Source organism: Empedobacter sp. GD03861 (assembly GCF_029840885.1).
GTDB classification, from domain to species: domain Bacteria; phylum Bacteroidota; class Bacteroidia; order Flavobacteriales; family Weeksellaceae; genus Empedobacter; species Empedobacter falsenii_B.
This window is the reverse complement of sequence record NZ_JAOCDJ010000001.1, coordinates 131965-158344: the sequence shown is the minus strand read 5'-3', so window position 1 is coordinate 158344 and position 26380 is coordinate 131965. Positions and strand designations below refer to the sequence as shown.

Annotated in this window: 22 protein-coding genes; 8 read left to right on the top strand and 14 right to left on the bottom strand. The window is 31.4% G+C overall.

All coding sequences use genetic code 11. The features are described from left to right. Positions 1-10: 10 nt before the first annotated feature. From N5D03_RS00770 to N5D03_RS00745, 6 genes are all read right to left on the bottom strand, one after another. Entirely contained in the window at positions 11-298 is a 288-nt protein-coding gene (locus tag N5D03_RS00770; RefSeq protein ID WP_280050678.1) for a hypothetical protein, read from the bottom strand. Further along, positions 299-796: a YkgJ family cysteine cluster protein gene (locus N5D03_RS00765; RefSeq protein WP_280050677.1), complete on the bottom strand. Its 498-nt coding sequence runs from the start codon at positions 794-796 to the stop codon at positions 299-301. Beyond that, positions 778-1155 (bottom strand): pyrimidine dimer DNA glycosylase/endonuclease V, encoded by a 378-nt coding sequence (locus N5D03_RS00760; RefSeq protein WP_280050676.1) that lies wholly within the window; start codon positions 1153-1155, stop codon positions 778-780. Before N5D03_RS00760 ends, N5D03_RS00765 begins: the two co-directional genes overlap by 19 nt. Positions 1156-1219: 64 nt before the next feature. Continuing rightward, positions 1220-2575, bottom strand: coding sequence for a hydroxymethylglutaryl-CoA reductase (locus N5D03_RS00755; protein WP_038333300.1), 1356 nt, complete (start codon positions 2573-2575; stop codon positions 1220-1222). A gap of 239 nt (positions 2576-2814) precedes the next feature. Beyond that, a complete protein-coding gene (locus N5D03_RS00750; RefSeq protein WP_280050675.1) occupies positions 2815-3402 on the bottom strand; it encodes a WG repeat-containing protein in 588 nt (195 codons plus the stop codon). Between the two features lie 6 nt (positions 3403-3408). Next, complete coding sequence (locus N5D03_RS00745) at positions 3409-5049, bottom strand: type VI secretion system amidase effector protein Tae4 (protein ID WP_280050674.1); 1641 nt, start codon at positions 5047-5049, stop codon at positions 3409-3411. A gap of 824 nt (positions 5050-5873) precedes the next feature. Here N5D03_RS00745 and N5D03_RS00740 point away from each other — a divergent pair. The 4 genes from N5D03_RS00740 (at position 5874) to N5D03_RS00725 (ending at position 12262) form a co-directional block, all read left to right on the top strand. Further along, entirely contained in the window at positions 5874-8033 is a 2160-nt protein-coding gene (locus N5D03_RS00740) for a S9 family peptidase (RefSeq protein WP_280050673.1), read from the top strand. Positions 8034-8204: 171 nt separating this feature from the next. Then, the gene (locus N5D03_RS00735; protein ID WP_219034009.1) at positions 8205-9689 is read left to right on the top strand and encodes a peptide MFS transporter; all 1485 of its coding nucleotides are present in this window, start codon (positions 8205-8207) and stop codon (positions 9687-9689) included. Between the two features lie 29 nt (positions 9690-9718). Then, positions 9719-11803, top strand: a complete 2085-nt coding sequence (locus N5D03_RS00730; protein ID WP_280037725.1) for a peptide MFS transporter — start codon at positions 9719-9721, stop codon at positions 11801-11803. A 15-nt stretch (positions 11804-11818) separates the two neighbouring features. Beyond that, positions 11819-12262, top strand: coding sequence for a thioredoxin family protein (locus N5D03_RS00725; RefSeq protein WP_125348917.1), 444 nt, complete (start codon positions 11819-11821; stop codon positions 12260-12262). Here N5D03_RS00725 and N5D03_RS00720 read toward each other — a convergent pair. Further along, a complete protein-coding gene (locus N5D03_RS00720) occupies positions 12252-14216 on the bottom strand; it encodes a ComEC/Rec2 family competence protein (protein WP_280050672.1) in 1965 nt (654 codons plus the stop codon). The genes N5D03_RS00725 and N5D03_RS00720 overlap by 11 nt on opposite strands. 77 nt (positions 14217-14293) lie before the next feature. Here N5D03_RS00720 and N5D03_RS00715 point away from each other — a divergent pair, with 77 nt between their 5' ends. Next, on the top strand, positions 14294-14731 hold the full coding sequence (locus N5D03_RS00715) for a DUF2141 domain-containing protein (RefSeq protein ID WP_244957980.1): 438 nt from the start codon (positions 14294-14296) through the stop codon (positions 14729-14731). A 15-nt stretch (positions 14732-14746) separates the two neighbouring features. Here the strand turns inward: N5D03_RS00715 and N5D03_RS00710 are convergent, their stop codons facing one another. From N5D03_RS00710 to lpxB, 4 genes are all read right to left on the bottom strand, one after another. Further along, on the bottom strand, positions 14747-16105 hold the full coding sequence (locus N5D03_RS00710) for an outer membrane beta-barrel protein (protein ID WP_280050671.1): 1359 nt from the start codon (positions 16103-16105) through the stop codon (positions 14747-14749). After that, on the bottom strand, positions 16092-16649 hold the full coding sequence (locus tag N5D03_RS00705) for a sigma-70 family RNA polymerase sigma factor (protein WP_280050669.1): 558 nt from the start codon (positions 16647-16649) through the stop codon (positions 16092-16094). The genes N5D03_RS00710 and N5D03_RS00705 overlap by 14 nt, the downstream gene beginning before the upstream one ends. Before the next feature lie 13 nt (positions 16650-16662). Beyond that, positions 16663-17106 (bottom strand): hypothetical protein, encoded by a 444-nt coding sequence (locus N5D03_RS00700; protein ID WP_280050668.1) that lies wholly within the window; start codon positions 17104-17106, stop codon positions 16663-16665. Between the two features lie 246 nt (positions 17107-17352). After that, positions 17353-18465, bottom strand: coding sequence for a lipid-A-disaccharide synthase (lpxB, locus tag N5D03_RS00695; protein ID WP_280050667.1), 1113 nt, complete (start codon positions 18463-18465; stop codon positions 17353-17355). 100 nt (positions 18466-18565) lie between these two features. On the opposite strand from lpxB, the gene N5D03_RS00690 reads away from it, so the two are divergent. Next, positions 18566-19075, top strand: coding sequence for a DUF2480 family protein (locus tag N5D03_RS00690; protein WP_221855726.1), 510 nt, complete (start codon positions 18566-18568; stop codon positions 19073-19075). Between the two features lie 54 nt (positions 19076-19129). Here the strand turns inward: N5D03_RS00690 and clpB are convergent, their stop codons facing one another. From clpB to epsC, 3 genes are all read right to left on the bottom strand, one after another. Continuing rightward, positions 19130-21742, bottom strand: coding sequence for an ATP-dependent chaperone ClpB (clpB, locus tag N5D03_RS00685; protein WP_180905441.1), 2613 nt, complete (start codon positions 21740-21742; stop codon positions 19130-19132). A gap of 157 nt (positions 21743-21899) precedes the next feature. Next, a complete protein-coding gene (cysK, locus tag N5D03_RS00680; protein ID WP_038333247.1) occupies positions 21900-22808 on the bottom strand; it encodes a cysteine synthase A in 909 nt (302 codons plus the stop codon). 12 nt (positions 22809-22820) lie between these two features. After that, positions 22821-23594 carry a serine O-acetyltransferase EpsC gene (gene epsC / locus N5D03_RS00675; protein ID WP_125348924.1) on the bottom strand — a complete coding sequence of 258 codons (774 nt, stop codon included), beginning with the start codon at positions 23592-23594 and terminating at the stop codon, positions 22821-22823. A gap of 332 nt (positions 23595-23926) precedes the next feature. Between epsC and N5D03_RS00670 the strand changes: the two genes are divergently transcribed. After that, positions 23927-24352, top strand: coding sequence for a DUF2147 domain-containing protein (locus tag N5D03_RS00670; protein ID WP_038333244.1), 426 nt, complete (start codon positions 23927-23929; stop codon positions 24350-24352). A 149-nt stretch (positions 24353-24501) separates the two neighbouring features. After that, the gene (locus N5D03_RS00665) at positions 24502-26334 is read left to right on the top strand and encodes an ABC transporter transmembrane domain-containing protein (protein WP_180905440.1); all 1833 of its coding nucleotides are present in this window, start codon (positions 24502-24504) and stop codon (positions 26332-26334) included. Positions 26335-26380: the final 46 nt, after the last annotated feature.

Below are 26380 nucleotides of genomic sequence, written 5' to 3'. Positions count from 1 at the left end.
AGACGACGTTTTAATTATTACTATTATTTTTTAAGTAAATCAAAATGTTTTGAATCAGCACTAAAATTGCAAGCGACGTAAAAAACATAAAGCCAACATAAATGGCAACTTGTTTGTCTTGACCAATTTTTATGAAGATAAAATAAGCCAAAAGCGTTCCCATGATTTGCATCAAAACGGCGCGCCAAGCAATTTTTTTTACAACAGTAGCATCTTTGGTTCTAAATCCAGCAATTCCTTGATAAATTGTCGGAAATATCAACATAATAAATGCGATTATTTTTAAGAGTGTATCCATTTATACTTTTATTTCTTTCTGCATTTGTTCGACAACTTCATAAGTTGCTGGACAAATCAATGTGTTTTTTATCGTTAAATGATTTATTTGATAAAACTTTTTGCGATCGGTATGTGGGAATTCTCGACATGCTTTCGGACGATCTTCGTACACCAAACAATAGTTATCACTATCCAAAAAAGGACAAGGCAACTGCTGTAAAACGTAGTCGTTATCTTCATCAATTCGTAAATATTTATCAATAAATTGACTTGGTTTGATTCGAAAAACATGCGCTAAACGCTCAATATCTTTTTGTGTAAAAAGTGGACCAGTTGTTTTGCAACAATTCGCGCAAGAAAGACAATCAATACGATTGAAAACATCTTCGTGGATTTCTTCCATTTTCTGATCCAAGTTTTTAGGTGGTTTCTTCTTCAACTTCTCCAAAAACTTTTTGTGTTCGAGTTGTTTTTCTTTTGCTTTCGCAAAATATTCTTCTAAGAAATGATCTCCCATTTTTCTATCTCTCCTTCTTTTACTTCAAAAATCTCCGCGCAATCAACCATTTTGAGGTTTTCAAATTGTTTGAATCGCTCAGGATCTCTTTGTTCTAACTTCTTTAATAAATGGTTGAATTCATATTGCATTTGACCTGTTGTAACCTCAATTTTAATCTTTGTAAAATCAAAATCAATTTTATTTCGGTCAAAATTATATCCTCGTCTTGTGGCTTCGTCCCAAATTTCTGTCAAATATTGATTAATCGCTTCAAGCGGTTTTTCGACAGCTTTGAAGCGAATTAATTGCGGATGATTTTTATAACGGCTTTTGTATTGTCTTCCAAAACATTTTTTGCCAAAAGCGTTTCGCGCCAAAGCGCTACAATTCCTTTTGCATCGAGATACTTCGGATGAACAGACCAAATTCGCATTTGTTAGATTATTTATCTTTTTTAATATCTTCTACATTTTTTACACCACGTAATCTGCAAAATTCTTCGATAACATTGTGATGTGAAACCGTTTTATCTTTAAAATAATTGACAAAATATTTCTTTTCTTCTTCTGTTGCTTCTAACTGATTTAAGATATTCATCAAGTGCATTTTCATGTGACCTTTCTGAATTCCAGTTGTAACCAAAGAGCGCAACGCACCAAAGTTTTGCGCTAATCCAGCAACAGCAACAAACCCCATCAATTCTTTAGCATTTGGTTTTCCAAGAATTCCCATCGCTAATTTTACTAAAGGATGCAAAGCTGTCAATCCACCAATTGTTCCAAGAGCAGTTGGTAAATCAATCCAAAAACGGAAAATACCATCTTTTACTTCGCAATGTGTTAATGAAGAATATTGACCATCTTTTGCGGCATACGTATGCGCACAAGCCTCTACAGCACGGAAATCGTTACCTGTTGCAATGACAACTGCATCAATTCCGTTCATAATTCCTTTGTTATGCGTTGTTGCACGATATGGTTCTATTTCTGCAATGCGAACAGCGCGCGAAAACTTTTCTACAAACTCTTCTGACGTTACATTTCCTTCTGCCAATTGCTCAACAGGACAAGAAACCTCTGCACGAACAATACAATCTGGCGTATAATTCGATAAAATACACATCACGATTTGAACTGAATCTTTTTCATCATCTGTAAAAGTAGAATCAGCTTCTATCTCGTTGCGTAATGTTTTGGCAAATTGTTCTAAACAAGAATTGATAAAGTTTGCACCCATCGAATCCATTGTTTCGAAAGACGCTTTTATTTGATAATAGTTTTCTAAATCAGCAGTTTTATCAATTAATTCCAAAGCTAAAATACCACCACCACGCGCACGCATGTTTTTGGTGATATCATTTGTCGTTTCGATTAATTGATTTTTAATCGTTGTTTCAAATGCATTTTGTAACTTTTCTTTGTCGCCTTCGTACATAAAATGAACGTGACCCAATTTTGTTGTGGATAAAATAGTTGTTTTGAAACCACCACGTGTTTGCCAAAACTTCGCAGCTTTAGAAGCCGCAGCAACAACAGACGACTCTTCAACAGCCATTGGAATGGCATATAATTCGTCGTTGATTAAAAAGTTTGGTGCTAAACCAAACGGCATATAGAAATTAGAAACTGTATTTTCTGAAAATTCGTCGTGCAGTTTTTGTAAATCTGCATCATCATTCCAATATTGTTTCATGATTTGAATTGCTTTTTCATCGCCATTCAAATATTCATTGACAACCCATTCAATTTTTCCTTCTTTCGATAATTTCGAAAAACCTTCTACTGCTTGATGCTTCATATTGGATATTTTTTTATAAGACAAAAGTACAAACGTTTTGAATGTTATAAGATACTTCTTCTGTTTTTTGATTAATTTTTAACGATTTAGTAGAGTAGTGGATTTGGTTAAACACAATAAATGTAGAATTAGTTATTGTACTATAACTTTTTGAAGAAAATATCCACTTGAAAATTGATATTCTAAAATATAAAAAACACCTTTTACTTAACATAAAAGGTGTTATAAGATTTTAGAAATTAATCTTGATTGATGTCTTTCCAATTAATTTCTTTTTGTATTTGGTCAAAAGTATAGTTACCTATTTTAATGATTTTGCCATTTTTATTTATATATCCATATTGATTACATTTATTACTGGAATCAGGACATTTTTTACCTACAATAGCATAACCATTATTAAAGCTTGTAGCATAATCAAAAATAGGTTTTATAATAATTTTACCACAATCGTTTGCAAAACCTATTTTTTTATTTTTTCCAATAATTCTGATTCTATTTTCAATTAAATAATCTGGCGAAGGTTCATTAGAAATAATATTATATACTTCAAATAGAATATTTTCATTAAAATCTATAGCATTCCATCCTTTTTTTCCTTTTATTGAAAAAGTAGCAAAATATGAATTTTCATGATACGTGAGACTAACAATGTATTTATTAGGATCTAGTTTTTTTATTATTCCATCTTCCGCAACCAAAGTATAGTTTTCCGAAGCAATAGTATCTGTACGTATTAAAGTAAACTTTTCTAAATTACATTGAGCATTTCCTTTTATAAAAAGGAAGAAAAATAAAATAAAAAAACAAAATATTAGATTTTTCATAAAAAATTAATTTAAAACCCAAATTCTTATTGATTTAACACCTCCATTAGGAGTAGTATAAGCGCCTCCTATACATTTACCATTTATGATAGTATCAACATGACCAGAATAATGGATTTGAGAAGGGTACTTGTCGTTTATAATTACATATATACCATTTTTATTTTTTAGTAAATCAGCTACTTTTTTGGGATCATTAGCATCAGCTCCTTCTAATTTATGAGGTGTATCTCCGAACTTTTGAATCATAAATTTATTGAAAGAAACCGCATCTAATATATAGTTTTTCCCATCTCCTCCTTTTTGAGTTCTTTGTGTTCCATTATAACGAAGTACAGGAATATCAAAACCTGAATATAATAAACCTCTAGAACCTCTGATAGCACAAGCATTGTTATATGCTTCTCTCTGGTTTAAATGACTATCCCAAAGAGATCCTCCAGCTAGTTTATACGCGTCAGAAGTTAATAATTCAGTGTAATTTGGATAAGTTCCATTTTTGGGAAAGTTACTTAAAAAAGTATTAAAACTAGGTAATGAAGCTTGTTGAATAGGAGTGTCAAAAGTAATTAAATCTGGATTTATTACAGGATGGCTCTCTGTCTCTAATTGTTTTTTGAAAAACCAATTTTCTAAATAATCCCAACTAATATTAGGATTTTGATTAAAGAAATCTGTACCCAATGAAAATAAAATTGGTAAATCCTGTGGATTTTGGCTAAAATATAATCCAGCATCATAATTTGATGTTAAATAAGATATAGTCCATCTTATTTGGTTTTTAGATTGATCAGAATAATTATTTAGTTTTAGTAATTGTAATAATATATCTGTAATTATTGGATTATCGGTTAACCATTGTTTTTCAAAATCATCAAGATAAATATATGTAGCAAGTCGTTGAGTGTCTATACTATAAAATATAGGCTCTGTAGGTAAACCATCAGGAGGTATTATACTACCACCGCCTCCTGTTCCTCCTCCTGAACCATCACCACTTCCAGAGCTACCGCCTGAGCCTATCCCTCCTCCAGAGCTGCCTCCTGAACCAGTTCCTCCACCACTCCCGCCAGGACATGTAATGACTAAAACATAACCAGCAATATAATCAGCACCAAGACAACCACAGTCATTTGCAATAACTGCTTCTAAGTGCCAAGTGCAATTCTCACTGGCTTTACTTGCTGTTTTATTACCATTTTTATCTGTGATTTCAATGTTACCTTTATATGGAAGTTTTATACCATTTCTGTAAGAATTTAACCAATTTTCAGAAGGTGAATAATTGACTATATATTCGTTTATTTTATTATTTTTTACTTTTATAATTAAGTTACTAAATATTGAATTGGAACTTTCTTTTGTTTTAATTTTTATTGTATAAGAAGTTATTGAATCCGTTGAAAATTTAATAATATTCAGAGTGTCCATTTCAGTTATAAAAGAATCTAAATTATTTTTATTAGCTAAAACAGGTGATGTAAAATTTTGTTGAGAAAGCTGTTTATTCATGGCCGATAATGAAATCACCTCTCTTTTTAAAAGCTCTTTTTCTGAACTCATCTGTTTAGTATAATTATCTTCTTCTACACAAGAAGTAATAAAATTGAGAGATAACACTATAATAAATAATAATAATTTTTTCATAAGTAGTTTGATTAATGTTAATTAACTCAATAATAGTAAGAAAGAATTAAATAACAAAATATTGAAAATTATTTTTTAATTAATCATCTACTAAACATAATCAATATTATACACCTTTTTGAAATGGCTTAAAACTTTGATATTGTGAGAGTGCAGTTTTGAACAAACAAGTTTGTAATTTAAAATGCTCTGAAAGAAGCATTTAATCGTTGAGTGAAGGTATTCATATCAGACAAAATTATTTTTCTTTCGTACTAATTTTTTACTGCAACGTTATTATTTTTTTTATAACTCTCTATAGAGTTTATTCGTGTTTTCTTCGACCGTTCTTCGACCATTGTCCTCGCAAAGGTGCATTTTTCCGCAAGTTCGTCGAAGGACGGTCGAACAAAGGTCGAACGATGGTCGAACAAGAGTAAAATGAGCTATTTTTCGATATGATGTGAAACATAGATATACAGAGGTTTGTATAGGAGTTTCAATTAACTAAAACATATTGTTGATAAAAATACTGGAGGACAGAAGTGGACAAATGTGGACAAAACCGGACATTTGTGGTCACTTTTTGTGAAAAATGTAATTTGTATTGTTTAAATGATTATATTACAAATATTTGATTATTTTAAATTGTTTTGATTGAATTAATAATATTCTTGATAAAAATGATGAAATACGATTATCTGTAAATTGTTTAAAATATAAAATAGTGAAGAGTTTTTCGTTTATATGAACGATTATAATGGATTATTCGAGGAAATGTGTTATTTGAGAAAATAGAATTGTTTATATTTGATTGTTTGAACTCACATGATTAGAAAATTAATATGAAAAAATTTATTTTAAGTTTGGCTGTCCTTGCGATGGGCGCTTATTCTTATGCACAACAAATAACCATTGAAGGGATATATGGCGGAAAATACCGCGAAAATACATTGTACGGAGTGAACTCATTGAACGATGGAGAAAATTATACAATCTTGACAAAAGACGGATTGGTAAAACGTTCGTACGAATCGACATTGAAAAAAGGTCAGACTTCTGATGTAGTTGTCGTTCCTGGAAAGTTTGAAGGCTATGAATTTAGTTCTGATGAGCGTTACGTTTTATTACAAACGAATTCGCATCAAATTTATCGTCATTCGTTTACTGCAAAGTTTGAAGTGTATGATACGCAAACAAAATCGAAAGTATTGTTATTTGATGGAAAAGGAATTCAAGAGCCTTTGTTTTCACCAGATGCGTCTAAAGTAGCTTTTGCTTTTGAGAATAATTTATATATTCAAGATCTTAAATCGAACAAAGTAACTCAAGTTACGACTGATGGTAAAAAGAATAATATTATCAACGGGATCAACGATTGGGTTTATGAAGAAGAGTTTGGTTTCGTAAGAAATTTTGATTGGAATGCTGATGGAACTTCGTTGGCTTATGTTCGTTTTGACGAATCGAAAGTGAAAGAAATTAATATTCCGATTTACCACAATAATCTTTATCCACAAGAATTACGTTACAAATATCCAAAGGCAGGACAAGACAATTCGGAAGTTTCGTTACATGTTTTTGATACGAAGAATAACTCAACTGCAAATGTTAATTTAGGCGGAGTTCAGAATTATTACATTCCGAAAATTAAGTTCTCTACAAAAGCGAATTTATTAACGGTTGTAACGTCTAACCGTCACCAAAATAATGTAGATGTTTCATTTTATGATATCAACACCAAAAAAGTAAATAAATTATTTACAGAAACAAATAAAGCGTGGATTGAAACGGATAATTTAACGTTAGAATTTTTAGCAGATAATTCGTTCTTATGGACTTCTGAGCGCGATGGAAATAACCATATTTACCATTATGCAGATAGCGGAAAGTTAATCAATCAAGTGACGAAAGGAGATTGGGAGGTAACGAATTACTATGGGTATAATCCTGGTAATAAAACACTTTATTATCAATCTAACTCGAATAATGGAAAACGTATTTCGACAGAAAGACAAATTTCTTCGGTTAGTTTAGATGGTAAGAAAACTACAATGTTGACGAAAAATAATGGAACAAATTCGGCTGCTTTCAGTAAGAATTTTACGTATTTTATTAACACTTTTTCGAATACAACAACTCCAAAAACAATTAGTTTAGTAGAATCTAAATCTGGAAAAGATTTGGGTGTTATCGTTGACAATACTTCTTTAAAAGATAAATTGACTACAGATAATATTGGAACAAAAGAATTATTTGTGTTGAAAACTGCAGCAGGAAATGAATTGAATGCGTATGTAATCAAACCAAAAAACTTTGATCCAAACAAAAAATACCCAGTTTTGATGTATCAATATTCTGGACCAGGTTCTCAGAATGTAAACAATGCTTATTTCAACTCGAATGATTATTGGCACATGATGTTGGCGCAAGAAGGTTACATCGTTTTTTGTGTTGACGGTCGTGGAACGGGATACAAAGGAGAAGCTTTCAAGAAACAAACATATTTGCAATTAGGGAAATATGAGGTAGAGGATCAAATTGCTGCGGCGAAAGAGATTGGTAATTTACCTTATGTAGATAAATCTCGTATCGGAATTTGGGGTTGGTCTTACGGAGGATTCATGGCTTCGAATGTATTATTCAAAGGGAATGATGTGTTCAAAGCGGCGATTGCAGTTGCTCCTGTAACGAATTGGCGTTATTATGATTCTGTTTATACAGAGCGTTTTATGCGTACACCAGAAGAAAATGCAGCTGGTTATGACGATAATTCACCAATTAATTATGCAAATGACTTAAAAGGTAATTTCTTATTAATTTCTGGTTCTGCTGATGATAATGTGCATCCACAAAACACATTCGAATTATCGGAAGCGTTGGTACAAGCGAACAAAGATTTTGATATGGCAATTTATACCGATAAAGATCACGGGATTTATGGTGGAAACACGCGTATTCAGCTTTACCGTAAAATGACAAACTTTATCAAGAAGAATTTGTAAGAAAAAAGCTGTATTTATTAGAATACGCCAATGAATAAGATGAAACATTATTCAAATTGACAAAAATCATACATTAAATAAAAAAAACCTCTGCATTGTCGGAGGTTTTTTTTATTTTCGTTGATTGCTAATAAAATCTAAATGATATATTAGCGCTTAGTTAAAGAAATTATGAGTCAAAAATTAACTTTAGAGCAAATTCAAAACTTTGAAGGGAAATACCCAAAACAGCTTTGGCATTTGTTTATGGTAGAAATGTGGGAGCGTTTCTGCTTCTACGGAATGAGAGGAGTTCTTGCCATTTTTATGGTAGATATGTTGGGATTAACGGATGCAGAATCAAATTTAAAATATGGAGCAATCCAAGCTTTTGTTTATGCATTTACTTTTATCGGAGGTATTTTTGCAGATAGAATCTTAGGATTCAAAAAATCATTAATCTTCGGAGGGTTGGTAATGGTTGCAGGAAACTTATTAATTGCAACAGATCCTCATCAATTTTTCTATTACGGAATTACATTAAGTATTATTGGAACAGGTTTTTTCAAACCAAATATTTCTTCGATGGTTGGAGAACTGTACAAAGCTGATGATCCAAGACGTGATGCTGGATTCGGTTTATTTTATTCAGGGATTAATATAGGTGCATTTTTAGGAGGTATAGTTTGTGTTTATTTAGGTAAACAAGTTGGTTGGAATTATGCTTTCTTAGCGGCTGGTATCGTAATGATAATTGGAGTTGTTTTATTCTTATTTATCCGTAACGAGCTAGGACCAATTGGAGATTCTCCACTTGAAAAAATGGATCCTAAGAAAAGATTAATTAGAGAAGTAGCCGTATATGTAGGAGCATTGGTTTGTATTCCTTTAATTTTTATCATGATTCATAATACAGCATACACAGATATGTTTATGTTTATTGTAGGACCATTGGCAATTATTTATTATTTAATTCAATTATATAAAATACCAAGTTCTAAAGAAAAAAGTAAGTTTATCGCTGCTTTTATCATGATTACGTTCTCTATTTTATTCTTTGCAATTTTTGAGCAAGCAGGAGGTTCTTTAGCTTTGTTTGCAAACAAAAACTTACATTCAACTTTATTTAGCGTTCCATTAGATCCAAACATTGTGAATAATAGTGCAAACTCATTGTATGTTATTATTTTCTCACCTTTATTAGGTTTAGTTTGGTTATGGATGGCGAAAAAGAAAATTGAGCCAAACACAGTTGTAAAATTTGGTTTAGCTTTCTTGATGTTAGCAGGGGCTTATTATATCTTCTATTCTTTAAGATTTTTTGCTGACGAAAATGGATTATCATCATTAGAAATATTTGCATTAGCATATTTTGCAGTTACAATTGCAGAGTTGTGTTTATCACCAATTGGATTATCAATGGTAACAAAATTATCTCCAAAACACTTAGGAGGAATGATGATGGGATTATGGTTCTTAGCATCTGCTTACGGGCAATATTTAGCAGGAATCTTAGGAGCTGGAATGTCAGACCCAAGTCCAACAGCATCTTTAACAGATAAATTAATGGCTTATACAGATGGTTATCAACAATTGGCAATTTACTCTTTAGTTGCAGGTGTTATTGTCATCGTATTGTCTCCATTTATTCGTAAATTAATGCAAGACGTAAAATAACTTTTAAGATATACTTTTAACAAACAAACATGAGTTCAAAATCAGAAAATTTCTTTGATTCAAAAGTACTTGGGCATCCGTCAGGGTTGTTCGTGCTTTTCTTTACAGAGATGTGGGAGCGTTTTTCATTCTACGGAATGCGCGTTTTATTAATTCAGTTTTTAACAGCTGCAGTTATTGGGTTAAATCCAGGTTGGGAATGGTCTATAGAAAAAGCAACTGCTTTATATGGAACATATGCAATGTTATTATACATTACGCCCATCTTTGGAGGTATTATTGCCGATAAATACATAGGTTATCGTTGGGCAGTTGTAATTGGTGCGATTATTATGACTCTTGGTCATGCATTCATGGCTTTTGATACACCTATCTTTTTATATTTAGGATTGGCGTGTTTGGTTATCGGAACAGGATTCTTTAAACCAAATATGACATCTATCTTATCAGAAATGTACAAAGACTTTCCTGAGAAAAAGGATGGTGCTTATACAATTTTCTACATGGGAGTTAACGCTGGTGCATTCTTCGGAATGATGTTGTGTGGATTCTTAGCAGAAAAAGTAGGATGGCACTGGGGATTTGGTTTAGCTGGAATCTTCATGTTATTAGGAACATTACAGTTCTGGTTAGCAAAACCATTATTTGGGTATATCGGTGAGGTTCCTTCAAAAACAGGAAATCAAATTACTGCTGATGATGATACACCAAAATACGAACCAGGAGAAAAACCAAATCCTTTTACAGTATTAGATCAAGTATTGATCGTTATTATGACGCTTTTAGGATTAGGATATGCGTTCAATGATCCGTTAAATGCAATTGGTGGAATTAACTTATTCCCATTCTCTATCGGAGGATTATCAGGACAAAATGTCGTTATTTTAGTAGCATTATTCTTGTTCTTCTTTGTGGTAATTCGTCGTTTGGCAAATTATACAAAAGTGGTTCGTGATCGTATGATTGCGGTAATTATTTTTGCTTTCTTCGTTATCTTCTTCTGGATGTCTTTCGAACAAGGAGCTACATCATTAGTAATCTTTGCGCGTGATAATACAGAACGTAACTTAATTGGAGGTGCTGCAATGGCATTCAACGTTTTCAATACATTATTAACAGTTGTTCCATTATTGTTCATCTCGTATGTATTGATTTTATTAGCAAAACAAACATTTAAAAAAGCGGCTTTATCTAATGTTGTTTTAGCGTTTACTTTCTTAGGAATTTGGGCTGCTGCAATTTGGATGTTAAACTATAACTGGACTTCTCACTCTTACGATGTTTCTTACCAAGCAATTGAAACGGCTAAATTAGACGACTCTGGTAAACAAGTGATGAACGAAGAAGGTCAACCTGTTTTTGATAAAACACCAGTTACGGCTTCTTATGTTGCAAATTCTACAGATAAAATTGTTACTGAAACAATTAATTTAGCTTCTCAAGACGCTTTAACAAAAGGTTCAGATATTAGCATTCACAAAGAAGGAGATAAATTTGTATTAGTTTCTCCAGAAAGTTTAGTGAAATTAGATACTGAATATAAAAATCAAAACAAACCATCTGAAGTTGTTCCTGCGAAAGTAGCAGAGATTAAAGATTCTCAAGTAGAAATTACCGTTTCTTGGTTCTCTACATTAAACTCTTTCTTCATCATTGCATTAGCTTCATTAGTTTCTCGTGTTTGGGATTCTAAATACAACCCATCAGCTTCTGTAAAATATGGTTTAGGATTAATCATTATGGCAATCGGATTCGGATTCTTAGCTTTCGGTTCTTACGGAATTTCAGAAGGCGTTCGCGTTTCTATCATCTGGTTAGTATTAGCTTATTTGTTCCATACATTGGGCGAGCTCTGTTTATCTCCAGTTGGACTTTCGTACGTATCAAAATTAGTTCCAGCACGTATGATTGCATTTATGTTCGGAATGTGGTACCTTGCAATTGCAATTGGTAACAAATTGGCAGCCATTTTAGGAGGTCAAATCGAAAATATTACAAAAGAATATTCGTTATCAACTTTCTTCTTAATTTTTACAATTGTACCAATTGTAGCAGGTTTAATCGTTATCGCATTAAATCCAGTTATGAAGAAATTGATGCACGGAGTTAAATAATAAAGATTGAAATTTATGAAATCAAGCTTAGCAATCGCTGCCCTAATTTTATCATCATTTCTTTTCGGACAAGAAATTAAATGGTTATCATTAGACGAAGCAACAAAGGAAATAAAAGCACATCCAGAAAAACCTGTATTGATTAATTTTTATACAACTTGGTGTGGATTCTGTAAGCGTTTGGACAAAGAAACTTTTACAGATAATAAAGTCGCAGATTATGTAAACAAAAATTATATTGCGGTAAAATTTGATGCAGAAACAAAGGATATGGTAAAATTTATGGGAATTCAGTATACATATATTGCGCCTGCTAAAGCGAATTATATGGCATATGCCTTTACAAACGGACAATTGAGTTATCCTGCAACTGTTTTGATGAACGGAAAAGGAGATATCAACAAAGTCGTTTTGGGTTATCGTAGTTCAACAGATTTCATAAACGATATCAAAATTTAATCGAGAAATAACCTTGTTGAGAGGTTTTCCATAAAACAGAATCAGAAGTTTCTTCAAGTTCTCTAACAATAGAAGGGTAGTTGCTGGCATCAGCAATTACCCTTTTTAAATTTTCATTATTTTCGAAAGGATAAAGCCTTGATTGATGAATTAACACATAAAAAGGAATATCAGAATGTTCTTCATTTAATAAGAGCTTAAATGACTTCGTTTCAATAGAATTTGGATGTTTGATAAAATGTTGATGTTTAAAGTCTGAATCATAAGAGTAGAAACTAACATCTTTTATTCTTTCGTGGATTTTATATGGTTTAATCGTAAAATTATATGTTTTTTCATCCAAAGGATTTTCGCTTAAAATTGCTAAACTTCGTTGATTTCTTATTCCGATAATACTATTTTTATATTGATTAAAAACGATCAATTCATTCGAATGATTGAGTTGATAAACTTGATAATATCGTTCAGATTCAATTAGAAATAAAGAAATTAAACAAACAAATAATGCTAGTTTAGATTTTTTTAGGAATAATGGTTTTGATGCATATAAAATAACGCCAATCAAAATCGCGGTAAATAAACTGATGTAAACATCTTTTGCAATAAACTTGAAGTTCGCTAACCAATAAATATATTGATTTGAGTAATAGATAAAATGATTGAAAATCCACGTATAGATTGGAATATTAAGATCAAAAATGATGAGAAGAATGCTAATTATACCGCCACAAATCATAAAAAAGGAAGCAGGAATCAAGACTAAATTTCCAAATAAAAACAATCCTGAAAATTGATTAAAATACAAGACCGAAATTGGTAAAGTTCCTAATTGAGCAGATAAACTTGTTTCAATCATAATCTTGATTTTCTTCAGGAAACTATTTTTAACTTTCCAATAATACTCAAAAATTGGATTGAGCCAAACAATGAAAAAGACCGCTGAAAAACTCAATTGAAAGCCAACATCAAACAAATAATTAGGTTGAAAAACTAGAATGATAAAAGCAGAAAGTGAAAGTGTGTGGAAAATATTTTTTGGTCGGTTGAGTAATTCGCTAATATAATAAATGGTAATCATCAACGCAGAACGAAAAACTGGCGGTTGTAATTCGACATAAAAAGCAAAGATCCAGATAAATATTAAGCTAATAATTATTCTAATTTTCCGACCTTGTTTTAGCTTTAATAATGGTTGTAAAATGAATTGTAAAATCATGTAAATCATCATCACATGTAAACCAGAAATGGATAAAATATGCACAACTCCTGTTGCTACATAACTTTGATTGAGTTCTTGCGAAAGCTCCGTTCTATCACCCAAAAGCATAGACGAAATAATCGCTCTACTTTCAAGGGAATAACCTTGTTCTGTTAGTTCTTTTCGAATCTTGACTTTCGATTTGGCAACCCAATTTCGAAATCCATTTCCTTCTTTGTGAATAGAAATAATTTCATTTGTAAAGATTTGAGAATAAATTCGTTTTCTGTTTAAGAAACGTTTATAATCAAATTGATATGGATTTAACGGTTTTTGGATTTCTCTTTTTTCTCCTAAAATTATGATTTCATCATTGGGATATAAAATTTGTTGTTGAGGTTTGATATGAAGTAAAATTTGCTCATTCGTTTCAATATCTTTTACAACGTAATTGGTGTATTTTTCGGAGGAATTAGAACTATAAACGACTTTTAGCAAATGAATTTTTGAAACAGATTCGAAGTCAATTCTTGAATGTCGATTATAATTTTGATGAATATAGTAGCCTAAAATCATCGAAATGCCCAAAAAAGCGATGATATTTTGACGATTATTATTTTTTAACAAAGAGATAAAAAGTAGAATAATTAGTAAAAAAAATATAATTCGTAAATTTGTAGCAGGAATTAATAATTCAGATAAAATTATTCCGATTGAGAAACAAATTGTTAGGGTAAAAAAGAGATACTTTTTCATCCTAATAATTTATGATTTTATTTACAAATAGTAGGTTTTAATTATTTGTAAATGAATTAATTAAAAAAAATAGAGAAATGAAGAAGATTCTTATATTAGTTGTGTTGTTTTTTACGCAAATGGCAATGGCTCAAATCGATGTAAAACTATCAATCACAAACCTTAAGAAAATGAAAGGAAATTTGGCGATAGAGTTTTATAGAAATGTAGAAAATTATACAAAAGGTCAAAATGCATTCAAGAAATTGTACGTTCCAGTTGCTGATATAGACAAGTATGAAACGGTTTTTAAAGATATTGAACCAACATTTTATGCGGTAAAAGTTTTTTTGGATACGAACAATAACAAAAAGTTAGACAAAAGTTTTTTAGGCGTTCGTAAAGAACCTTATGGTTTTTCGAAAAACTTGGATCCTATTTTGCGCGAACCAACTTTTGAGGAAGCTAAAGTAGAAATGACCGAAGAAAATAACACAATTGTCATCAAATTAAACAATAACAAAGGCGAAGAATAATCTTCGTCTTTTTTGTTAAAATTTAATTGAAAAACCTAAATTCAATCCTAATAAAGATGGGTTTTTAGCATCAACATTTTTCAATGGATTTAGCATATATCTATAGTTTGGTTCAAGATTAATGCTCGATTTATTCGATAAATTATACTCCAATTTAACACCTGCATTCGCGCTATAACTCATATCATTCAAGTTGCTCGCTTCACCCAATTTATATTGAGATCTTGTGTTAACATCTTCCAAAGAAATTGTGTTTTTTGTGACCACATAATAACTTCCACCAGCAGTTGCTAAAAGATTGAATTTATCAAAACTTGCTAATTTGTATTCAACTTCTAACGGAATCTCGATATAATGCACTTTTTGCTCCATATTATTTGTTTCAGAAGACAACATTGTCATTACAGCATTTTGGTATGATTGGTGGGGAATAACTCTAATATTACTATGATAAGTAATGTTGTTGGCAGTTTTCGGATTGCTTGCAGAAAGCGCGTAAACACCCATGTTGATGCCCGAATTGACATTGGTTGTATTTTGTTCCAACTCAACTTTCGCAACTCCAGAACGAACATTTATCTTATCATTTATACGTACAGAAATCTTTGCACCGTATGCAACAGTCAAATTATTTTTGATAGTATGATCGTTAAATTCATCCGCTAAAATAGATTTAGAATCTAACATTTTTGTTGGATTGATGTACGAAGAAACCGTCAAAAGTGGAGATTTCTGTTTGATTTCTATTTTCTCTTTTTCCTTCTTTTTTTCTTCTTCTTGAAGAACAAATTCTAATGGTTTTTCCTCTAAAATGTTAGGTTTAACTTCTTTCTCAGAAACTTCATTTTTTGGAGTATTTATAGAATTATTTTGTACAAAATTATCTTTTTGAGTTGAATTCGTTTGAGATAATTCTTGTGTTTTATCTTCTTTTTTATCCGGAATTATATTCGAAAATAAAGATGATTCTCCAATTATATTTTCAAAATATGAACTTGAACTTTGAATTGTTTTTTGATTTGATTTAGAAGATTTTTTTACAGAAGAAACAATCTTATTATCAAAAGACTTTTCATTTGTATGTTCAATATTATTCCAATCTTTTTTGATAGATTCTTTAGAAGTCGATTTTGTTTTTACAACTTCATTAGTCGGCATATGATTAACGTTAATTGTATCATTTTGATTAAAATAATAGATAGAAATTCCCGCAACTAAACATGCCGCAGTAGAACCAATCCAATAAAATAAAGGAATGATTCGTTTTTTCTTTTCTTTCTCGTCTAATTTCTCTTGAATATTTTTCCAAGCATCCAAAGGAGGAAGTTGTGGTTGCGAGAGTTTATCTTTAATATGTTGATCAAATTTGTTCATCTTCTGTGACAGTTTTTAATTGATTGAGTTTTTGTTTTAATAAATTTCGTGCTCTTGATAAGTTTGATTTTGAAGTTCCAACCGAAATGGTCAGCATTTCTGCAATTTCTTGGTGCGAATATTCTTCAAAAACGTAGAGGTTAAAAACTTGCCTATATTGTGGTGGAAGATTATGAACGGCTTCTAACAACTGTTGATAATCAAAATCTTCTTCAACTTCGTCGTCATCTTCCTGTGTGATAATGAGATTTTCGAAATCTTCAAAAGGTAAATTATTCTTCTTTTTTAGTTTTTCTAAATTAAGATTTACCATTATCCGTTTCATCCAACCTTCAAAAGATCCTTCGAATTTGAATTGATTTATTTTATTGAAGATGTGAATAAAACCCTCTTGAAAAATATCTTGCGCATCTTCATAATTTTCGGCATAACGAAGACATATCGAGAACAAAACAGGTGAAAACTCTATATAAATTTCTTCTTGAGCTTTTCTATTTTGTTCTTGACATTGCTTGATTAAAATTTCAAGAGAGTCACTATTCAAAACTTATTGGACTTTATTTTTCTTTGATATTTAACACAATTGAGTCATAAATTGGTTCAGTTGAATTTGGTTTATTTCCCGTCCAGAATCTTAATGTATATTCTCCTGCTGTTTTAGGTGTAAATTTTAATGTTTTTGATTCTAAAGATGTTTCCTGTGTACAAGAAGCTCCATTTGTTTGACTTGCATAAACACCAATGTTGTGTTTAAAAGTTGTTCTTCCTTGTAAAGAGATAAATTGAATAAAATTTTGACAAGAATTTGTTTTTTCGTACGTTACTCGAATATTTGTAGTTTTTCCTACTGGCTGAATAGAGTCTTCATGAACATTAATTGCCGTTGTTGCTAAAAAACCATAATTCATATAATCTGAGTCATCATTATTTAAACAACTAAATGTTGATAAACCTAAAATACCTACCAAAGCAAACATGCTTAATCTTTTCATTAATTTCATTGTATGAGTTTTAATCGTTATAAAAATAAGATATAGATTTTAGAAAAGGTTGCGTGAAAGAATAAGAAATTAATATATAGAATAAGAAAACCCCTTGAAAATCAAGAGGATTACTTTGTTAGAATAGGTGTAAACTTTAATTAAGTCAATCCTGAAACATTTTAATAATTAGATCTGAATGACATCTATAGCTTACAAGATTAAAAAAACAATAAAAGGTTGCGTCAAACTTTTACTTTTTTTTAATTATTTTTTTAAGTCCTCAGTAATTAGTGAAGCGGTTCTTTCTGAAGCGCCAATTCCACCAAGTTTATGATACAATTCTTCGTAGCTTTTCATGATTTTTTCTCGTTTAGGAGAATTTAAAATTAAATTTAATTCTCGTTTGATATTTTCATAAGTTAAATCATATTGAATCAACTCTTTCACCACTTCTTCATCCATAATCAAGTTTACCAACGAAATAAAACGAATGTTTTTTACAACACGTTTTCCGATTTCGTACGAAATAGCATTTCCTTTGTAGCAAACAACTTCTGGAACTTTCAGTAAAGCAGTTTCTAAAGTCGCTGTTCCCGATGTAACTAAGGCTGCATGAGAAACGCGCAATAAATCGTAGGTTTTATTCTCTACAATTTTCAAATCATTTCCTGCAATTTTTTTATAATTTTCGATTGGTTGAGATGGAGCACCCGCCACAACAAATTGATAATCGGGAAAATCTTTTTCAACAGAAAGCATTAAAGGTAATTTGACTTTAATTTCTTGCGTTCGGCTTCCAGGAAGTAAAGCAATAATTGGTCTTTCGTCTAAATTATGATCTTTTCTAAATTGCTGTTCATCAATTGGAGGAAGATTATTCAACGAGTCTAATAATGGATTTCCAACAAAATCTACTTTGTAATCGTAACGTTGATAAAATTCTTCTTCGAACGGAAGAATCACAAACATTTTGTCTACAACTTTTTTGATTTTATGAACTCGACCAGTTTTCCAAGCCCAAATTTGTGGCGAAATATAATAGTAAACTTTAATTCCAAGACTTTTTACAAATTCAGCAATTCTGAGATTAAAACCAGGATAATCAACTAAAATAACTGCATCTGGCTGATAAGTTTCGATGTCTTTTTTAGCAACCGAAATATTTCCTAAAATCGTTCTCAAATTCATTACAACTTCAGCAAAACCCATAAACGCCAAATCTCTGTAATGTTTGACTAAAGTTCCGCCTTGCGTTTGCATCAAATCTCCTCCCCAAAATCTGAATTTAGCTTGTGGATCTTTTAATTTTAATTCTTTCATTAAGTTCGATGCGTGCAAATCGCCCGAAGCTTCACCTGCAATGATATAGTATTTCAATGGAAATCATTTTTCTTCTTACAAAGATAGGAGAAATCTATAAGTGGAGTAGATTTCAATGTTTTTTATTGCGTAAATTTACTCTTTCAAACAAAGAAAAATGTCAGACGAAATTATAAATAAAGTTGCCAATAGTAGTTTAGTAACAATTGATTTACAAGATTATTATCCTGATGGAGATCGTGTTGTTTTTGACTTGAAAGATTGGTTATATGAAGAATTGATTCTTAGAGAAAAGGATTTTAGAGAAAATCTGAAAAATCATGATTGGACACAATATCAAGATAAATATGTAGCGTTAACGTGTACTGCGGATGCGATTGTTCCGTCTTGGGCTTATTTGTTGGTCGCAACCTATTTGTCGCCAATTGCGAAACGAATTGTACATGGAAGTTTACAAGATTTGGATACGATTTTGTACACAGAAATTGTAGATCATTTGCCTTATGAAGATTATGTTGATGGAAAAATAATTGTGAAAGGTTGCTCTCACAAACCTGTACCAGAATCAGCTTATATTCAGTTGATTGAACGTTTACAACCAATTGTAAGTTCGTTAATGTTTGGTGAAGCGTGTAGCACTGTTCCGCTTTATAAAAAGAAGAAATAAAAAAATCCGCTCAACGAGCGGATTTTTTTACACATGAATAAAATCGTAATATACTTATTGATTAGTTCTGAAAACTAATTTATTATCTCCAGGTTTTTCTTCGAAATAATCGATTAAAACCGCATCATTATCATTTATTGTTCCTTTTAAAATTTCTTTTGAAAGTTCATTTAATACATCTTGTTGAATAACTCGTTTCAATGGTCTTGCTCCGAATTGAGGATCGTAGCCTTTTCTTGCTAAATAATCGACAGCTTCTGGCGTAATATCTAATGTAATATCGCGTTGTGCTAATTTCTTCGCAACTCCGCTTAAATAGATATTCACGATTCCGGAAATTTGGTTTTCGCTCAACGGACGGAACAAAATAATTTCATCAATACGATTCAAAAATTCTGGTCTAAAGTTTTGTTTCAATTCCTCAAAAACGACATCTTTTGTTTCATCATAAACTTGTGCCACATTATTTTCGTCAATGTTTGAGAATTTATCCAAAATCGTATGAGAACCAAAATTCGATGTCATAATGATAATCGTATTTTTAAAGTTAACCACACGACCTTTGTTGTCTGTCAAACGTCCGTCATCCAAAACTTGTAACAAAATATTGAAAACATCTGGATGTGCCTTCTCAATTTCGTCCAACAAAATAACTGAATAAGGACGGCGACGAACCGCTTCTGTTAACTGACCACCTTCGTCGTAACCAACGTAACCCGGAGGTGCCCCAACCAAGCGAGAAACTGCATGACGCTCCTGATATTCGGACATGTCGATACGAGTCATTGCATTTTCATCATCGAATAAGAACTCGGCTAAGGCTTTTGCCAACTCAGTTTTCCCAACACCAGTTGAACCTAAGAATAAGAACGAACCGATTGGTTTTCCTTCGTCACTAAGACCTGCACGAGAACGACGAATGGCATCAGAAACTGCTATAATTGCTTCTTCTTGACCTAAAACACGTTTGTGTAATTCGTTTTCTAAATTCAATAATTTTTCGCGATCAGATTGCATCATTTTCTGAGCCGGAACTCCTGTCCATTTCGATACAACTTCTGCAATATCATCCGCATCAACAAACTCTTTTACCAGTTTATTTTGTTTATTTTCTTCTAGATTATGTTCAGCTTCTTCTAAATTATTTTTTGCATTAACTAAATCTTCAAACTCTAATTTGGAAGCTTTTGCATAGTCGTAATCTCGTTTTGCACGCTCAATTTCGAATTTGATATTTTCGATAGATTTTCTTAAATCTTGAACTTCATCGGCACGATTTCTTTCCGCTTCCCATTTTGAATTCAATTGATTTCTTTCGTCTTGAAGATTAGATAATTCTTCTTTCAAAAGATTCAATTTTTTCTCATCATTTTCACGTTTTATCGCTTCAATTTCTATTTCCAACTGAATAATTCTACGATCTAATTTATCTAAATCTTCTGGTTTAGAATTCATTTCCATTCTCAACTTAGAAGCCGCTTCGTCCATCAAATCGATGGCCTTATCTGGTAAAAAACGATCTGTAATATAACGTGTTGATAATTTTACAGCCGCAATAATTGCTTCGTCTTTGATTCCAATTTTATGGTGTTGCTCATATTTATCTTTGATTCCACGCAGAATAGAAATTGCAGATTCTTCATCTGGCTCTTCAACCATTACTTTCTGGAAACGACGCTCTAAAGCTTTATCTTTTTCAAAATATTTTTGATATTCATTCAAAGTTGTAGCACCAATCGAACGTAATTCGCCACGAGCCAAAGCAGGTTTTAGGATGTTTGCTGCATCCATTGCGCCTTCTCCGCCACCGCCAGCACCAACAAGCGTGTGAATCTCATCGATGAATAAAATAATTTCTCCATTCGAAGCAGTTACCTCTTTTACAACGGCTTTCAAACGCTCTTCGAACTCACCTTTGTATTTTGCACCCGCAACCAAAGCTCCCATATCCAATGAAAAAATTTGTTTATTCAAAAGATTTTCTGGAACATCTCCATTGATGATACGATGTGCTAAACCCTCTGCTATAGCGGTTTTACCAACACCTGGTTCACCAATAAGGATTGGATTATTTTTTGTACGACGTGATAGAATTTGTAAAACACGACGAATTTCTTCGTCACGTCCAATTACAGGATCTAATTTTCCTTCTTTTGCTAAATCTGTTAAGTTTTTAGCGTATTTGTTTAATGAATTATATGTTCCTTCCGCGTTTTCAGAAGTTACTCTTTCTCCGTTTCTCAATTCTGTTACTAATTTTTTTGTGTTGTCGAATGTTACACCTCTATTTTTTAATAACTGACTTACAGGCGATACATTCTTGATTATACCTAATAATAAATGCTCTAAGGTGATAAAATCATCGTTCATCTCTTTTGCAATTTCTTGTGCAGATTGCAAAATTTGGTTAGATGAATTGGAAAGATGATTTCCTTGTTGACCTTCTATTTTTGGATATTTATTGATTTCTAAATCCAACTCAGGTTTCAACATATCCATTTTTACACCTTGTTTTTCTAAGATTAATGATAACACGTTTTCATCAACATCTATCATTCCACCTAAAATATGAGCTGGTTCTATTGCTTGATTTTTTTGTGCAACTGCAATTTGCTGCGCTGCTTGAATCGCTTCACGACCCTTTATTGTAAATTGATTAAAATCCATTGGTTTTTAGTTTTTTATATTGGTTTTGTTTGGTGTATTTCATCAAAAAAAATTCCAAAGTAGAAATAAAACCTAAAAACTGACTTTTTGACTTTGTTGAATAAAAAAAGGAGACATTTTGTCAATATCTCCTTTCGTTTAAAAATTTTTATAGTATTTAAAATAAACCTTCTACTGATAAATAGCGTTCGCCAGTATCGTAGTTGACAGTTAATATTTTCGTGTTTTTGTCTACTTCATTCAAAGTTTTAGCAACTGCAGCCAATGAAGCACCTGTAGAAATTCCGACAAATATACCTTCTACTTTAGCCACTTTTTTTGCAAATTCAAATGCTTCTTCTTTTGTAATCTGAGTAGAAGAATCAACGATTGAAGTATCTAAATTAGTAGGAATAAATCCTGCTCCAATTCCTTGAATCGCGTGTGGACCAGGATTTCCTCCTGAAATGACAGGAGAATCTGTTGGTTCTACAGCGATAACTTTTGTTGAAGAGTTAACTTCTTTTAATGCTTTTCCAATTCCAGAAAGATGTCCGCCTGTTCCAACTCCTGTAATTAAATAATCAACTCCTTGTGGAAAATCTTCAAGGATTTCTTTTGCTGTTGTATTGTAATGGACTGTCGGATTCGAATTATTCTCAAATTGTTGCGGAACCCAAGCGCCTTCTATTGTTTCGGCTAATTCTTGTGCTTTTGCAATAGCGCCTTTCATTCCTAATTCTTTTGGAGTTAAAACAAATTCAGCACCATAAGCTTCCATAATTTTACGACGTTCAATTGACATCGATTCTGGCATTGTGATAATCATTTTGTAACCTTTTACAGCCGCAACAAATGATAAGCCAATTCCTGTATTACCCGAAGTAGGTTCTATAATTGTTCCTCCAGGTTTTAAAATTCCAGCTTTTTCAGCATCTTCAATCATTGCCAAAGCAATACGATCTTTTATTGATCCACCCGGATTTTGTTTTTCTACTTTAATATAAACGTTATGGTTAGGAAATAATTTATTCAGTTTAATAATTGGTGTATTTCCTATGGTTTCTAATACATTATTGTAAATCATTGTTGTAAGGTTTTAGATGATATAATTGATATGTTGTTCTTTTTTTTGTTTTTTTATTTGTGGTTGATTCTCTTGATAGACAACAGAATCTTCTTCTATACTTTCTGTAATCCAAACATTTCCGCCGACTACAGAATTTTTTCCAATAATTGTTGTTCCTCCCAAAATAGTTGCTCCAGCATAAATTGTGACATTATTTTCTATTGTTGGATGACGTTTTTTATTAGCCAAATTCTTCGAAACATAAAACGCTCCTAATGTTACGCCTTGGTAAATTTTCACATTATCACCAATCAATGTTGTTTCTCCAATGACAATTCCTGTACCATGATCGATATAAAAGTTTTTTCCAATTGAAGCACCAGGATGAATATCAATTCCAGTTTTAGAATGTGCATATTCGGAAAAAAAACGAGGAAGAATAGGCGTATTTAAATTGTAGAGAATATGTGCTAAACGATGAATTGCAATTGCAAAAAAACCAGGATAGGCTAAAATGATTTCAATTTCCGATTTAGATGCAGGATCATTTGCATAAAAAACAAAAATTAGTTCCTCTAATTCTTGTCTAAGTTGTGCAAATTGTTCAAAAAAATATAAACTAATTTGATTCGATTTCTCCTCAGGAACAATTTTTAACAAAATAGAATTGAATTGATTGAGTAAATCTTCTTTCTTGTACAAAGGATTTGGTTGTTGAAAAATCTCATCATAAATAATGGATTCTATCAAAGGTTCTACTTCTTGTTTTCTAAATGGTAAACTGTATTTCGTAAGCTGATTCATTCTTAAATCTATAAACTCTATAAAAATAGTAGACAAATGTATTCATTTTTTTATTCTTGAAGAAGAAATTGTCGAAAAAATGACAAAACCCATAAAAATGCTTTCTCTTTTATTATTGCTATGTAAGCATAATAACACACTGTTTTGACTTTTATGAATAAAATCTATTTTTATTTATTTAAAATTATTTATCAAATTAAATAACTAGTAATCAATATTATAAAAGGGTTTATGTGTTTAAAAAAGATTATTTTTATAAAAAATAAAGCATAGTGTTTTATTTACACTAAAAAATAGTTATTTTAGTGAAATAAATTTTAAAGGATAAAAATATGAAAAAATCAATTTTATTCGGATTATTCTTTATGTTGACATCTTTAATGTATGCGCAATCACCAATTGGAACTTGGAAAACAATTGATGATGAGACAAAACAGGCGAAGTCTTACGTAGAGATTTTCGAAAAAGATGGAAAACTTTATGGTAAAGTCACTAAGATTTTAACAAAAGGAAAAGAAGATGCAAAATGTACAGATTGTTCAGGCGCATTAAAAAATAAACCAATTTTAGGAATGCAAATTCTTTCTGGTCTTAAAAAAGATGGAAAAGAATGGAATGGTGGAAAAATCATTGATCCTAATAGTGGAAAGGAATACAAAGCAAAAATGTCTCTTAACGGAAATGATAAATTAGACGTAAGAGGTTTTATCGGGATTTCTCTTGTAGGAAGAACGCAAACTTGGCAACGAGTTAAATAAAAATCAAAACAAAAACGAAAAGGTTACTCTGAGTAATCAAACCCACAAAATTTTACTCTATAATGACTATTTCTAAAAGAATAGTCATTATTTTTTTTACGTAAATTTGTAACTTCAAAACTAAGGTTTTGATTTTCTAAAATACATCAATGAGTTTAACTAAAAGAGCGTTCTCGTACGCAAAACCATATAGAACTTCGTTTGTTACAGCGATTATATTCAATTTACTCTATGCACTTTTCAATGTAATTGCATTGGCTTTTATGATGCCAATTTTGAGTGTTTTGTTTGGTGAAAAATCACCTGGAGTTATCGCAAAACCTATTTATTCTGGTGATTTGGGTAATCTGAAACAATTTTTTTCAGATTATTCAGCTTATTATATGAATGAGCTTTCTCAAACTCAAGGACCAGTTTATGTGTTAGCGATTTCGTGTGTGATATTTATTATTGCATTTTTATTTCGAAATATTTTCAGTTTTCTTTCAGAAACTTGTTTGGTAGACTTACGTTCGGGTGTGACACGTGATTTACGTGTTGATATTCATAACAAAATTATTGATTTGCCAGTTGCTTATTTTACTGAAAAACGAAAAGGAGATATGATTAATCGTATTTCAAGCGATGTAAACGAAGTAGAATCTAACATCTTAAATTCAATTGTAGAGATTGTTCGTTCGCCAATTATGATTATTGTTTTCGTTGTAGTATTATTTACAGTTAGCTATCAATTAACAATTTTCGCTATTTTGGTTTTTCCGATTATGGGAACAATTATTTCGTTGATTGGAAAAAGTCTGAAAAAAGCTGCTGCTCATGCGCAAGACGAATTATCTAACATTATTACTTATGTAGACGAGACACTTTCTTCGCTTAAGATTATCAAAATTTTTAACGCAGAAGATCAAGTAAAAGGTCGTTTTGATGAATCGATTAATCGTTATCGAAAATATCTTCAAAAAGTAATGAAAAAACGTGCTTTGGCTTCACCAACAAGTGAATTTTTAGGTGCTGTTACAATTGGATTAATTGTTTTTTTTGGTGGTAAATTATCGTTAGAAGGAAATGGTTTAACAGGATCACAATTTATTTTTTATATCGCAACATTTTATACATTATTAGATCCGATTAAACGCTTTTCGAAAGCATTATCAGATGTACAAAAAGGAGAAGTTTCTGCAAAGAGAATTTTTGAAGTTTTGGATGCTGATGTTTCGATAAAAGATGTTCCAGATGCTAAAGGAATTGATGCGTTTGAAGATAAAATTGAGTTTAGAAATGTCACATTTGCTTATGGAAAACATAATGTGATCGAGAATTTTAATTTAACAATTAATAAAGGAGAAACCGTTGCTTTAGTTGGGCAATCTGGTTCTGGAAAATCGACTTTGGCGAATTTAATTACTCGTTTTTGGGATGTGAAATCAGGTCAAATTTTGATTGATGGAATTGATATCAAACATATAAAATTAAATGATTATCGCTTGTTATTTGGTTTGGTTACGCAAGATTCTATTTTGTTTAATGATACAATTTTTAATAATATTTCATTAGGTGATAAATCTCCAAATTTGGAAAAAGTAGAATATGCTGCGCAAATTGCAAATGCGGAAGAGTTTATTGTAAAAATGCCAGAAAAATATCAAGAGTCAGTAGGAGAGGGAGGTAGCAAGCTTTCTGGTGGACAAAAACAACGTTTAAGTATTGCGCGTGCGGTTTATAAAAATCCACCGATTATGGTTTTGGATGAAGCAACTTCTGCTTTGGATACGAAATCTGAAAAATTGGTACAAGTTGCCTTGAATAATATGATGCAAAATCGTACTTCTTTGGTTATTGCGCACCGTTTATCAACAATTCAGAATGCGGATAAAATTGTAGTAATGGAAGCAGGTAAAATTATTGAACAAGGAAATCATCATTCACTTATTGAGAAAAAAGGTGTTTATGCCAATTTGGTAAATATGCAGAATTTTGAATAAATGAAGTATATACAAACTAAAAAAAATCCGCTTTTAAGCGGATTTT